The sequence below is a fragment of the Gordonia sp. J1A genome (genome assembly GCF_055393515.1).
Genome location: NZ_AP041607.1, coordinates 2,753,405 through 2,766,225 on the forward strand (window position 1 = coordinate 2,753,405; position 12,821 = coordinate 2,766,225).

The following is a 12,821-nucleotide window of genomic DNA, read 5'->3' on the forward strand; positions in this document are numbered from 1 at the left end:
TGTTTGGCCGCCACGCGACTGAGTGGCTCGACCAGCGGGGCGTGAATAAGAAGAGGCCGGTCCTCGTTGCTCACAGCAACGAGGACCGGCCTCTATTACGCACCTACGGAGCTCGATGACGCCGGATTGGTGATGAGAAGTGGCGCCTCGGATCGCTCCCGCGACCCGCCGTGAGGATCCTGTGTGAGGGCTGGCGAGGCCCAACAAGTTCACGGCCGGGTTCGCCGAAATGCCTACGCTGGGGGATCAGTCGATCGGCAGGCACCGGCCGTACGGCTAGTGCATCAGGAACTGGCCGTAGCTGGATGTGACGCTTCGCCGATCGAGGCGCCGGGCGGTGGCTGCAAGGATTCAGAGTCCTAGTAGCGCTCCGACCGTGCCTCCAATCGCTCCGGCAGCGGCCCATTCTGCGGCCGAGGCCCCGGACTTGTGCGCTTTCCGGGCATCAGTTCCCTTTCCTGTGGCCACGAGCACGATCGTCGCGCCGTCGTCTTGAAGCTCGGCTGTCCAGTGGTCGGCCCAGTATTCTGTCTTCGGGGCTATCCCTGTAGGAACGACTACAACACGCGTCAATGCTCTCCGCGGCGCTTGGTCGGAGCCTGGTTGCTCAGCAAGCGGTATGCGAGCGGTGCCGCTGGCGATGCGTTCCAGGACCATCTCGTCAATGTGGGCCGTAGCGTCTGCGAGGAGACCGTCGTAGGTCGCCCGTCTGTACGGGTCGCTGAGAATGGTTCGCGCCGTGGTCACTCGGCGTCGGTTGATCGCGTCGTACTGGTCGAGAGTGTCTAGGTGGCGGGTGAGCTGCTGCGCAATGTCGGCGCATGCTGAGGTGGGGGCCAAGCCGTGTGCAGCGTACAGGTCAATGTGGATAGTCACGGGATTTCCTTCATCGGTGGGTATGTCTGAGTGAGTCTTGGCTGTTCACTGTCCGAGGGCCTTCTTGGCGAGCCACGCACGCCAGTCCTGTGGGTCGTAACCCTTGGTGTGGATGAGGGCGCCCGCTCCGAAATCGAAGTCGACCTTTCCTGGTGTGTTGGCGCATACGGTGTCACCCGTCATGCACCACGAGACGAGATTGCCTCGCCAACCGGATGGGAAGAGCCGAACGGAATCGACGCCCGACTGGCTCACTCCGAGATCGCTGTACGAAATACCGGGGAGGGCTTTTGCGCCTCCGCCGAACAGCACGTTCGGATCACTGGGTAGTCGGTCACCGTCTGCGATGAAGATGCCGAGAAGCGACTGCTGCGGTTCGATGCCGTGCAGTGCGCGGTGCATGACCATCGCGCCTTGTGAATAGCCTGCGGCGACCACGACCGAATCCGGACATTCGGCGATCGAGCGGCTGATCATCTGCGAAGCCGCCTGAGCTCCGGTCTCCACTGAGTCCTTGAACGTCTCGGACAGTGCCGTGCTGATCGGCGCTGCTGGGTACTCGACGGGCAGCTTCTCCACCGTCTTTCCGGCGTCGTTGGCGTCGCTGAGTAGGTTCTTGTACGTCACGTCGACGAACTCGCCCATGCCGCTGGTAGATGCGGCCTTCTCCCCGGTGCGCTGGCCGGAGCCGGCGGCGCCGATGAAGACGACGTCCGCGCAGTCTGATCGAGTCGAAGTAGGACCGATCGTCGCAACTCCAATCACGACGGCGAGCAGCACGACCAAGCCGACCCCACCGATCGCAAACCACTTCTTGCCGATACCGCGGCTGGTACGGGGAGTCGGATGTCGTTGTGGCCCGAGGGCGGCCATAGGGCGAGGATCGGAGGGCGCCGCGCCGAACGTCGCAGCGCGGCCGGGAGGTTGTAGGGCGAGTCCTGCGAGAGTCGCTTCGTCGATCGGCGGCGCCTGTGGGTCGGCCAGGTGTGCGTCGTAGCGAGCACGGCGTGCGGGATCGCCGAGGACGGCCCGCGCAGTGTCGATGCGCTGACGCGCGAGCGGGTCCGATGCGGCGCTGAGCTGGGCAGTGAGCTGTGCGGCGAGTTGCTCCGACGGTGCGCGCCGGTCGAGTCCGTGGATGGCGTAAAGGTCGAGGTCAGGCATGGTCGTCTCCCGGAGGTGGTCGTGCGAGGTGGTGTCAGTGGTCCCAGCAGGTCTTCATTTCCCGACTTGCGCTGACTGTTTCGCCCTTGCTCGGGAAGTACCAGGCGATCGTGAGGTACGCGCGTTTGCCGTTGCACATGCCGATGTTGGAGGCGACGACAGTTGCCGGGATGTACTGCTCTTTCCCGACCCGGCTGTCGACGCGGTAGGTTCCGGTGCCCGTGCCTTCGGCACGATCACCTCCCCAGCTGGACCAGGTGATGTTGGTGATCCGACTGGTCGGCGACCCGCCGGCGTAGACATCAGTCGGCCGCGAGGTGCCGTAGCCTGTGCCGTTGCTCGGCATCGAGCCCAGCACGACGTCCTCGGCAGTAGCCGTCGCGGTCGCCGGACCGGGTCCGTCGAAGGTCTCGACTTTTTCGTTCGAGAGGAACACGCCGGAGCCGGTCGTCACGTTCCAGACAGTCAGGCCGTTCACCTCCGACGCGATCGCCCAGTCCTCGAAGTAGTACTGCTTGCCGTACTCCACCCGCGGGACCGTGTAGCCCTCGCCAGGTGCATTCATCCAGCCGGTCGTGCCGGTGTTGCCGGTCGGCGCACCGACCTTGTTGCCAGAAAGCTGGAACAGCCACTTGCCCTTCCTGGTTCCGCCGATCACCTCGGTGCCCAATGGGCTGCTCGGGGTGTTCATGCTCCGCACGCCGCACTGGCCCTGCTTGCCGTCCCGGTCAGGGGCATTGAAATCGCAGGCGATGCCGCCGGTGGGCGTCATGAGATGCGCCGAGCGGAGCTTCGTGTAGCGGCCGACGTAGGTCGGGAGGGGCTCGGCACCCGCTGGCCGCGGACCGCCCGCGCCTACGTAGGCACCGGCCACCGGTGCTTGTGGTTCGGGCTCGGCGGTCGTGGTCGCGGCGGGCGCCGTCTGCGGCGCGTCCGCGGTCTCGGTCGACGACGCGGCGGCCGGTGTCGCGGAATCGTCCGAACCGTCGTTCATCACGATGAGGACGACCGCGACAACGAGCGCGATTGCGAGCACGACCGCCGTGGCGATCAACCATGGCAGCGGGCCGCGCTTGGGCGGCGATGGATAGCTTGGGTAAGTCATCTCGGATTCCCGGTGGCGTTTCAGGTGGTGGTTTCAGGTGGTGCGTTCACGTCCGCCGAGGACGGCAAAGACGGACGTCGAGGGTGTCGACGCCTTCAGTAAGGAGTGGAGCGAGTCGGTTACGGCTTGAGCGTCTCGGCGGTCGCCGGATCGGCCTCTACCGCGCTGAGCAGGGCGCTCGGCGTAGTTCCGAGGGCTGCAGCGATCTGGAAGAGGGCGTCGACAGAGATCGTCGCGGTACCAGCCTCCAGGCGAAGGATCGCGTGACGGGACAGACCAGCGCGTTCTGCCAGCTGCGCCTGGGTCCAGCCCCGCTCTGTGCGAGCGGCCTTCAGGACCGCCGCAAGTGCCTGCCGACGCACGTCACGCTCTCGCCGCTGCTGCGGTGTGAGTCGGTCGTCGGCGATGGGCACGGCCCCATCTTGTCATGTACTGCATGTCAACTCCCCTCCTAAGATCTGCATCCAGCCCTGCGAGGTAGCGCTAGAGTTACATCGCAGCTTGGTCGATGACCCGTCTTGGCCGCAAGCGAACTCGGGCAAAGAAAGAAAAAATGCGCCGCCCGGCGTGAGCGACGCATCCATTCGTAGCAGGGGTTTGTGACAGAAGATAGGCCATGACCTGCGCAGACCGCTCCCGCGGAGGCCTATCTATTCGTCATAAGAGGGTAGCAGATCGTGTCAATAATGAGACGCATGTCACACTCGCCTGCAAAGTCTCGCGTCGTTTAGGTGGACGACCACACGGGGGCCGGCTCGCGCAGCGGCCAGCCCCCGTGGTGGTCAGTCGGCAGTCGAGACGTAGACCGTGGTGATCCCCAACTCGTCGAGTAGATCCCAGCTTCCGATGCCGTTGTAGTCCGGGAACACTTCGTCGAGCTGCTGGCCGGCGCCCAGCGCCTGCCAGTCAGCGTCGTCCTCGCGCTCGGCGAAGATCCTCTGTACCCGCTCGATCGTCGCGGTCCGTAGGCCGTCGGCCGCGGCGGTGTAGCCGACCCGGCAGCCCTGTGAGGCCGCGTCGGCGGTGATGTCGTCGTGCCACGCCTCGGGCAGGAGGTCGAGGGCCAGGTCGAGCGGTGTCAGGTTGGTCATCACAGGCTCCTGAAGATGAATTTGCCGCCGTGACCGTCGGGCTCGATGACATGGTCGAAGGCCAGGTCGCGGGTCCACGACTCCCAGTCGAAGTAGCCCTGGAGATGATCGGGCAGACCGTCGAGCAGACCGATGTCGTCGGCCAGCGATTCGGCATACTCGCGGAAGCTGTCCCAGCAACCGGCGTACGCCTCCTCGAAGTCGGAGATGGACGGGTAGTCGGTGCTTCTCACGGCGATGTAGCTGCCGGAGCGGACCCAGGCGCACAGCGCAGGCCACTGCTCGTCGCCGACCGCTTCGTAGATCTCTCCCCAGCTGGCTGCCTCTTCCAGCGACGGCTCGCCGGTCGTGGGCAGGCCGTCGGTGTCCACGCAGACGAACTCCTCGCAGCCTTCGCGGATGTAGTCCACGCCGGAGCCGGCATGGATCTGCTCGGCGGTGAGTTCTGCCGCATCGATCGCGTCGACCCACACGCCGACGAGACGGCCTGCGGCGTAACAGCTTTCACAACCCGCCCAGACCCTGGGGGTGTTGGTGGTGGCGGTGACGATGGTCATGGCGATTCCTCTCAGTCCCACGGCAGCGCCGCGATCAGGGCGTCGGCGCTGATGGTCTCGCCGGTGCAGAGACGGTGTTCCTCGACCGCGGCCTCGATCTGGCCGGGATTGGCCCGGTAGGCGCGGCCGCACCGACCGGCCACGAGGTCAGTCAGGACGACGCGAGCGCCGTCGGGAAGGTCGATGCCGACCATCGACAGCGCTGCGAGGGCGACTTGTTGGGCCTGACCGGGCGAGTACAGGTAGTCCGTGTCGGTCTGGTCCAGCGCGTTGGCGGCGTTGTACTGGTCAGCGGCCTCGGCGCGGCTGAGGCCTCGGGCGCCGGGAGCCAGCCGGCCGGCGGCGATCATGCGCTCGACCCAGGGGTCGCAGAGAATCGTAGTCATGGGTAGTCCCCTCCCTCGGTGTGATCGTTCGAGGTGGAGACCGTCGACGGCTATGCCGTCGCTGCTACCCGTAGCTGTCGACCTTGAGCCCGACGAGGTACTCGAAATACGCTGGGGCGCTGAGGATCTCGACTTCATATGCAGCGGGGGTGTTGGCGTATTCAGGCCCCTCGCCGACGTACTCCCAGAGATGGTCGTACATCCAATCGGTGGCGTAGTCGTCATCGCGGTGGGCGGGAACGGTCACGTCGAGGATGTGCTCGAAGGACTTGTGCGGGTAGGAGTTCGTGACCTTGATCGTCACCGTGATGTCCCCCGTTGCGGCACGGGCAAGCATCGCCGACAGGTCGGCGGCGGCCGACGGCGTGAAGCTCATGATCTGGCCGTTGTCGACCATGATGCTGACGATCGGCTCGGCGCCGTCGCGCACATCATCGGTGCGCGTGACGACGACGCGGGAGCCTGAGCGTGTAGCGGTGGTGTTTGCTGGGGACGCGCTGGGAGTGGACATGTGAGAAGCCTCCTCGACGTGGACCTGTGTGTCGAGGAGGCTTCCGTCGCCGGCTGCGCCGGTGCTATGTCGGTACCTGCCCTGGCGGCCGGGCCATCGCGTGCGGAACGTCGCGCCGCGGGTGCGCGGCACAGCGGGGCGCGTTCGAGGGTTCAGCGACCGGGCCGCCGCACACCGTGCACATCGCCGCGGTACGCTCGGCGGCCTCGGCGATCATCCGCTCGGCGTCACGGTCGACGGTGTCGATCAGATAGCGGAGACGGTCACGCTTCTGGGCGGCCTGGATCACACGGTAGCCGGGCACGACGCTGCTGAGCCGCCCGTGCAGGCCATTGACGACGGACACCCAGCCGGCAGGCAGTGCCCATTCACGGCGCGGGTGGTCCTGATCGAGCCGGATCGTCGGGTCGGCCATCGTCTGCGCGGCATCGGGATGCTCGTCCGCCCACAGGAACATGTGCGCCTCCTTGAGTAATCGAGCTGCTGCTACGCCGCCTCGGCCAGGTAGCGGTACACAGTCTGCCGAGAGACGCCGAACTCGCGGGCCAGTGCGGTGATCCCCTCGCCGGCACCTCCGGCGTGGCGGCGGGAGATCTCCTGTACCCCTGTGGAACACCGGGGTCGGGTCGAGATTCGCCGGTCGGTTCGGTCTGGCACCGTCGCGGCCTGCCCTAGTCTGTCGTTGGGCCGCAGCGTGATCCACTAGCACCCAACCCGAGAGGTCGATATGTCCAGTACTAGTCCATCCCCGTCCGTGATCCCCGAGGGACTCTCGGAGGAGGGGCAGCGCGCAGCCGAGGGGATCGTGCAGTTCCTGTTCGAGCGCGGCGCGGCGCACGACCTGGAGGACTGCCTCTACAGCCCGCAGCAATGGGCCGAGCGCGGTGAGCGGTTCGGAGGCAACTCACTGTTGATCGTCACGCATGAGGGCGGCGCCCATGCCGGCGCCTTCGATACCGAACAGGACCCTGGCGAACTCCTGCACCCGGCGATGACCAAGCGCCTGCGGTCGCTCGGCCTGATGAGCGAGCTGTGCGACTCCTGGTACTCGGCGGTGTACCCACACCACGGGGTCTGACCGATATTGGTGTGATTCGGAGCAACGTCTGGTGCGGGCCGCGGAGACCGGCGACGGGAGCGGCCCACCGCCGGATCTCGACGAGCATCTGCGCTAATCCGTACCTGACTCAAGCGGAGGCAGCGCGGCCACTGCCCTGCATCCAGACCAGGACGTCGAACACCCGGATCGTGCTGATGTCGTCGCCGATCCCGGACCTGTGGCGGAGATCGTCGAGGTGGGCGGCCAGCCGCCCACCTCCGGCATTCAGCGCGGCGCGGAGGTTCCGGTAGAAGTTGTGCCTGCCCGGGACGTGCCCAACAGTCTTGACGACGACGGAGTCGATCACCGGGAGCAGGTGCGGGCGCTTGCGGGCCAGCAGCTTGCTCGTCTTCGCCCGGCCCATCCTGTGGTTGGCTCGGACCAGGGACCAGAGCTGCTCAGCGCACTCCAGAAGATCGTCGTCAGCACCGGCGAGCGTGCGGTCGGTGGGGATCGCACCGAGCTGCTCGCACACGAGCCGGTGGTAGTCGTGATCGCAGTCTCCGAGCAGTCGGAGGGCCGCGGGTCCTGGAACATACACATCGAGGAGGCTCACCGCGACGAGATCCTCGGCAGTGATCCGGTCGGCGACCTCGGGCCGGTCGCCACGGCCGGCGAACCGCTCGAATCGCGACCCGCTGTAGGCCGGCACCACACCGATAGCGAAGTAGCTCTGCAACGCCGCGACGGCCTGTTCGGAGCTGCGATCGTCAAGGATGGTCGGTAGGCGCATGCCGTCGATGGTCATGCCTGGACGATAGCGGCCGACGCCGACAACCCCTTCCCGATCGAGCTTTCCGATCAGCCTCTCGCACGAAGCATGCTGGCCGACGCCGTGAGGTGCCTACCTGGCGCTGTCATGTCGGATGTTAGCGGTAGAGTTGTCTGACTGATTGCCGACCGAGGCGGCGAAACAGCGAGGGGCTCGAATGACCGGCACTGTGTACGACAGCTATACGCCGGGCACTGGTACCGGCAACAGCCTTTATCGCGTACTCAACGCCACCATTTCCGACGCTAGACGGCGATTGTGGATCACAGTCCCTTGGTGGGATACCTCGGAACCCGCGCGCCCTCTGCTCGCCGCCGCCATCGCTGCCAAGAGCCGCGGCGTCGATGTCCGCGTGATCGCGCGCCCCACGCGGAACAACGACGCGGTGCTCGCGAGGCTTCGCGATGCGGGGGCTGAGGTGATCACGATCGAGAACCTCCACGACAAGCGAGTGATCTCTGACGACCGTGCCCTCACCCTCTCATCGAACTTCATCCGCAAGGAACTGCTGGTCAATGAGAACTCGGGGAAACTCGACACCGACCCGGCATCGGTCGCCATCTACGAGGCGATGTTCAACCAACTGGTGTCCAACCGGGACGCACTGGCGGTCGGCCAGGACAAGTGGACCCGTGCCGCGGAGATCATTCCATCGCCACTGACGCGCTACCTCGAACGCTACGAGAAGCTGAATCCGCTGCAGTCCAAAGCGGTCCCCGCCGTGCTGTCGGCCGCCGGGCACACGATGGTCGTGGCTCCGACAAGCTCGGGCAAGACCCTGATCGGTGAAGTCGCCGCGCTGCGGTCGATCGTTCTGGAGGGACGGCCAGCGGTGTGGCTCGTCCCCGCACGGGCCCTGGCTGCCGAGGTGGCGCAGACCGCCGCGCGCTGGAGGCGCCTGGGCATCGACTCCTTGGAGCTGACCGGCGAGGTCAATCTGTCGAGCGAGAAGGCGCGCAAGGCGCAGCTCTGGATCGCGACGACGGAGAAGTTCGAGTCGATGTACCGACGGTCGACGCTGACTGACTTCATCGACCGAATCGGGTGCTTGGTCATCGACGAGGTCCATCTCGTCGGCGACCCGTCGCGCGGCCCGACGCTGGAGTCGGTGATCGCCCGGCTGCGCCTGGCGGAGGGACGGACGCGCATCGTCGCCCTGTCTGCGACTGTCGCTAATGCCGAGGAACTGGCGGAGTGGTTCGACGCGCACCTCATCGAGTCACCGTGGCGGCCGACCGTCCTGACGACCCAAGTCGTCCCCTACAGGCCGGGGCCAGGCCGCACCGACTTCCAGAAAGATGAGGCCGGGAAAGACATCGCGATCACCGAGCTGTTCTGTAACCTCGCGACGACCGACCCTGAGCGGCCGGCCACTCTGCGGGGTGCGCTCGACCAGAAAGAAGGTGCGCTGGGCAGCGTCCTTACGTTCTGCGGCAGCAAGAACTCGGTCCGTCGCACCGCCTCGATGTTCGCGGGAATCCAGGCAGCCCCCGGCGACGACGCCGAACTGGTGCGCCAGGCGCGTCAGCAAGGCGTCGGTATCCATTTCCGCGACGCGCCGGACGCGAGTGACGCGCTCAAAGCCTTCAACGACCGGGAGATCAGTACCTTGGTCGCGACCTCCGGCCTGTCCACCGGAGTGAACACCCCCGCACGGATCGTGATCATCCGCGACCTGACCCTCGGGATCAGCGATCTGGAGGTCAGCCAGGCACAGCAGATGCTCGGACGAGCCGGACGGGCCGGCCAAGAGCGTGAGGGCTTCGGATTCCTGCTGGCTCCCGAGAAGCAGGCGATGGAATGGCATCAGAACCTGGCGGAAGGCTACCGCGTCGACAGCAAGCTGATCGGCCAGATCGACGACGCAGTCCTTGCCGAGATCCTGCTCGGCTCCATCACCTCGCGCCTCGACGCCGACATCTGGTTCAAGGGCACTTTCGCTTTCGCGCAGTCGACTGAACTGCACGATGTCGGCGCGGTCATCGACGCACTCGTCAAGCATCGACTGGTCTCGGAGGCCAATGACGAACTGAAGGTCACCGAGCTGGGCAAGGTCACCGCACGGCTGATGATCAGCGTCGAAGCCGCGTGCAACATGCTCGACGGACTACCGGGCATGGGCTACCCGGTTGACGCCGTCAGCGCAGAGAACCGCGTCCTCGGACTGGTGGCTGACAGCGTCCCGGTGTTGCGCGGCCTGCCGGTGAACGAGCGCACCTACGAGGACTGGGTGACGACGACCTTCGCCGCGTGCGGCGAAGGACTCGACGAATACGCTGGGAAAGCGTTCGGTTCCAAGTTCGCCGCTGCCGCCGGGGCCGCAGCGCTCCGCGACCCCGGCCGATTCACGGTCCCGCGCGGCTCGAAGATGGCGCGAGGGGAACTGGTCAGAGCGGTCGCCGAACTGCCGCGCTTCCTCGGCTGGTTGAGCGCACTCGGGGAACTCGGGGAATCAGCGTGGGCGCCGGCCGTCGCCGGGGACCTGTCCAGACGCCTGGAGTGGTGGACGCTCGATCCGCGCCCTGCGAGAGGATCTGGACGCCTGCTGTGGTTCCTGGAGCAGCTTCTCGACTCAGAGCATCGGTCTCGGCGAATGCCGGACCTGTGGCATCGTGCACGCAGCAATGGGTTCGACAACCCGAACTCCGTCATGGCCCCACCGCGCAAGGTCGATGTCACCGGCGAGGCGTTCGCCGAACTGGCGTCGCGGCGGGCGCACCTGGTGCTGTCGCCTCCCGAGGGGACCTCGTTGCCGCTGGAGGCCGGCCCATACGGCGCTGAGCTAGCTGTGGTCACGAACTGCGGATCGGTCCCGGTTTACTCCGCCATGAAAGCGCTCAGCGAGCGCATCGAACTGGCAGTGCCACACGGCAGCGACCGCGATGAGCTGGCAGCAGACGTGATCCTCTACACGCGATCGGATTTCGCCTACCAAAACCTCACGACCGACGTCCCGCGGCAGGTGGGCGGGCACACCGAGGCAACGCTGCGCCGGGTGCGCCCCTTGATCGCGGGACTGAATCCGGCGGCGGCAGTGGCCCCGCACCATTCCAGGGTGCGCCGGCTGTTCATGGGCGAGCGGAAGAAGACTCTCGCCGAGATCATGCCCCAGGCCGCAGCGGAGGACGGATTCACCGAGATCGCCGAACTGCTGGGCGGCCGTTCACGCGACACCACGGCCCAGGTGATGAGTCTGCGGGCCGGGCTCGATGCTCTGCTCGACCTTGACCGAACCGGCCCGGACAGAGCCCTCCGTTCCTCTGGCACAGTACTCAAGTCGGGACGGGCGACCCCGCGCGAGTTCGAGTGCGTGCTCCTCGGACTCGCCTCCTCGCTGGGGATTGAGGTAGGCATGGCGATGTCGAGCGAGGGCAACTTGATCGCACTCGTCGAGATCGGCGGACACTGGCGCATCGCCACTCCGATGGACCCAGCCAGGGAACACATCAGTCAACCGCTGACTCCTGCGACTCTTCCGCCGAATGTCCGGCCGCTCGTCCCGCCTGCCGCCCCGGGTCCAGTTTCACCGCTGATGCCGTGGCTAGCCGATTTCGCACCTGGTTCAGGCGAACCGGCTCCAAAGGATCGACCCGGCCCGAGGGAGACGCCTCCCGGCGATGGTGCGAACAGCGCGAACCGCGGGACGCAACCCTCCGTCGACCGGTCAGCTGATCGCAGGACTGCTGACACTGCGGATCTTCCGATCGGCCAGAGTCGTTTCGAACGACGAGTCACACTGGAGCGGGATCAGTCCTGGATTGATGAGGATCTAGATTGCGAGGATTGTGGGCTGCCGCTCGACGATGAATTCCCGTGTAGCGATTGTGCCCAGCGGATCTGTGGATCATGCGGGCACGCGTGTCCCGAAGGCCGCTCGGACCTGGACGAGTGGTTCAGCTGCGGTTCCTGCGGACTCGAGTTCCAGGGAGATACGCCAGACTGCGCATGCGACTGATCCATTCCAGATTGTCGTCGGCCCTGTCCGCACAGGCTCCGTGTATAGATGATGTATTTCAAGTACGCGATTCCCGGCTCGCTTCTTGATGATGATGGCTGCGCCCAATCGAGACGAATAGCTCTCGACGGCGTGCTCGGTGTCGAACGGCCGGGCTGTCAGCACAAACTTGTGAGGATCGCTGTACGCATCGCGGACAGCAATTGACCACCACGCCGAGACCTTGGCTGGATTCAGGCTCTGCCAACTGCAGTCCTCCAGGGGCGCGGCCCCTCGTGAAACGACCGCCGACTCGGCGACGTGCCGTGCGCCGTGGAGCGGCACGCGGGGTAGACAAGTACAGCGATGGGAGCGGCCCGACGCCGGACCTCGCGCAGCGTCTGCGCTAATCGGGTTCGGCAGCTCGGCCCTCGGCGACATACCGGTAGACGGTGGCGCGGCTGACGCCGAGGTCGCGGGCCAGGGCCGCGACGCCCTCGCCGGCCGCCTTCCGGCGTGCCAGCTCGGCGATCTGGGCGTCGTTGAGCTTCGGTGCGCTGCCGCGGTACTTGCCCGCAGCCTTGGCCAGCGCGATGCCCTCGCGTTGGCGCTCCAGAATCAGCGACCTCTCAAACTCGGCGACGGCGCCGAGCAGGGACAGCAGCAGGGTGTTCATCGGTGAGTCGTCGCCGGTGAAGGTCAGCCCCTCCTTAACGAACTGCACCCGAGCGCCGCCCTTGCAGGCGACCAACTCGTCGCCGATCTGGATCTCGCCGCCGACGGTGAGCACCTTGACTATGCGTCGCAGGTCGTCGAGGTTCCGAGCGAGGCGATCCATGCTGTGCACGACCAGGGTCTCACCACGACGCACATAGCGCAGCGCCTCGGCGAGCTTGGGACGGCTGGTGTCCTTGCCGCTGGCCTTGTCGGTGAACACGGGGTCGACGAGGTCCGCGGCGATCAGGTCGTCGAGCTGGCGGTCAGCCTTCTGGTCGACGGTGCTCACACGGCGGTAGCCGACGAGCTTGGGGCCGGTCACAGCAGCGCCCCTATCGACAGGCCCTTGCGGCCGTCGTCGGCCTCACGGTCGTCGCGCCGCTTGGCTGCCTCGATCCGGCGGACCAGCTCGCTGCCCCGCTGGTCTGGGAGGTCGATGATGACCGTGCCCTGCTCGTCGATGTGGGCGACGAGGCCGGTGACGGTGGTCGGCCGGTGGGTCGCGGCTCGCTCCACGGCGCGTTTGGCGCGGGGATGTAGTCGGAGGGTGAGGGGCACGGCGGTCTCCGTTCGGTCGTCCGCGTCTATCGCGGCACTGGGTTTGTCTCA

At 66.3% G+C, this 12,821-nt stretch carries 15 protein-coding genes; 2 read left to right on the top strand and 13 right to left on the bottom strand.

Translation table 11 applies throughout. The features are described 5' to 3' along the window. Window positions 1-351: 351 nt before the first annotated feature. From ACZ5QD_RS12815 to ACZ5QD_RS12860, 10 genes are all read right to left on the bottom strand, one after another. The gene (locus ACZ5QD_RS12815; protein WP_464366821.1) at window positions 352-876 is read right to left on the bottom strand and encodes a hypothetical protein; all 525 of its coding nucleotides are present in this window, start codon (window positions 874-876) and stop codon (window positions 352-354) included. A 45-nt stretch (window positions 877-921) separates the two neighbouring features. After that, window positions 922-2,040 carry a cutinase family protein gene (locus ACZ5QD_RS12820; protein WP_464366822.1) on the bottom strand — a complete coding sequence of 373 codons (1,119 nt, stop codon included), beginning with the start codon at window positions 2,038-2,040 and terminating at the stop codon, window positions 922-924. A 34-nt stretch (window positions 2,041-2,074) separates the two neighbouring features. Then, a complete protein-coding gene (locus ACZ5QD_RS12825; protein WP_464366823.1) occupies window positions 2,075-2,812 on the bottom strand; it encodes a hypothetical protein in 738 nt (245 codons plus the stop codon). A gap of 452 nt (window positions 2,813-3,264) precedes the next feature. Then, window positions 3,265-3,558: a helix-turn-helix domain-containing protein gene (locus ACZ5QD_RS12830; RefSeq protein WP_464366824.1), complete on the bottom strand. Its 294-nt coding sequence runs from the start codon at window positions 3,556-3,558 to the stop codon at window positions 3,265-3,267. A gap of 369 nt (window positions 3,559-3,927) precedes the next feature. Continuing rightward, window positions 3,928-4,236 carry a hypothetical protein gene (locus ACZ5QD_RS12835; protein WP_464366825.1) on the bottom strand — a complete coding sequence of 103 codons (309 nt, stop codon included), beginning with the start codon at window positions 4,234-4,236 and terminating at the stop codon, window positions 3,928-3,930. After that, window positions 4,236-4,793: an antirestriction protein ArdA gene (locus tag ACZ5QD_RS12840; protein ID WP_464366826.1), complete on the bottom strand. Its 558-nt coding sequence runs from the start codon at window positions 4,791-4,793 to the stop codon at window positions 4,236-4,238. Before ACZ5QD_RS12840 ends, ACZ5QD_RS12835 begins: the two co-directional genes overlap by 1 nt. Window positions 4,794-4,804: 11 nt before the next feature. Then, a complete protein-coding gene (locus ACZ5QD_RS12845; protein WP_464366827.1) occupies window positions 4,805-5,179 on the bottom strand; it encodes a hypothetical protein in 375 nt (124 codons plus the stop codon). Window positions 5,180-5,243: 64 nt separating this feature from the next. Continuing rightward, the gene (locus ACZ5QD_RS12850) at window positions 5,244-5,690 is read right to left on the bottom strand and encodes a hypothetical protein (protein ID WP_464366828.1); all 447 of its coding nucleotides are present in this window, start codon (window positions 5,688-5,690) and stop codon (window positions 5,244-5,246) included. A 64-nt stretch (window positions 5,691-5,754) separates the two neighbouring features. Next, complete coding sequence (locus tag ACZ5QD_RS12855; RefSeq protein ID WP_464366829.1) at window positions 5,755-6,147, bottom strand: hypothetical protein; 393 nt, start codon at window positions 6,145-6,147, stop codon at window positions 5,755-5,757. 29 nt (window positions 6,148-6,176) lie between these two features. After that, a complete protein-coding gene (locus ACZ5QD_RS12860) occupies window positions 6,177-6,347 on the bottom strand; it encodes a helix-turn-helix domain-containing protein (RefSeq protein WP_464366830.1) in 171 nt (56 codons plus the stop codon). A gap of 70 nt (window positions 6,348-6,417) precedes the next feature. Between ACZ5QD_RS12860 and ACZ5QD_RS12865 the strand changes: the two genes are divergently transcribed. Beyond that, complete coding sequence (locus ACZ5QD_RS12865) at window positions 6,418-6,768, top strand: hypothetical protein (RefSeq protein WP_464366831.1); 351 nt, start codon at window positions 6,418-6,420, stop codon at window positions 6,766-6,768. A gap of 109 nt (window positions 6,769-6,877) precedes the next feature. Here ACZ5QD_RS12865 and ACZ5QD_RS12870 read toward each other — a convergent pair whose 3' ends face one another. Further along, the gene (locus ACZ5QD_RS12870) at window positions 6,878-7,537 is read right to left on the bottom strand and encodes a DUF6308 family protein (RefSeq protein WP_464366832.1); all 660 of its coding nucleotides are present in this window, start codon (window positions 7,535-7,537) and stop codon (window positions 6,878-6,880) included. A 181-nt stretch (window positions 7,538-7,718) separates the two neighbouring features. On the opposite strand from ACZ5QD_RS12870, the gene ACZ5QD_RS12875 reads away from it, so the two are divergent. Then, window positions 7,719-11,516: a DEAD/DEAH box helicase gene (locus tag ACZ5QD_RS12875; RefSeq protein ID WP_464366833.1), complete on the top strand. Its 3,798-nt coding sequence runs from the start codon at window positions 7,719-7,721 to the stop codon at window positions 11,514-11,516. Between the two features lie 385 nt (window positions 11,517-11,901). On the opposite strand, the gene ACZ5QD_RS12880 is transcribed toward ACZ5QD_RS12875, so the two are convergent. Both ACZ5QD_RS12880 and ACZ5QD_RS12885 read right to left on the bottom strand, forming a co-directional pair. After that, window positions 11,902-12,534, bottom strand: coding sequence for a recombinase family protein (locus tag ACZ5QD_RS12880; RefSeq protein WP_464366834.1), 633 nt, complete (start codon window positions 12,532-12,534; stop codon window positions 11,902-11,904). Then, entirely contained in the window at window positions 12,531-12,728 is a 198-nt protein-coding gene (locus ACZ5QD_RS12885; protein WP_464366835.1) for a hypothetical protein, read from the bottom strand. Before ACZ5QD_RS12885 ends, ACZ5QD_RS12880 begins: the two co-directional genes overlap by 4 nt. Window positions 12,729-12,821: the final 93 nt, after the last annotated feature.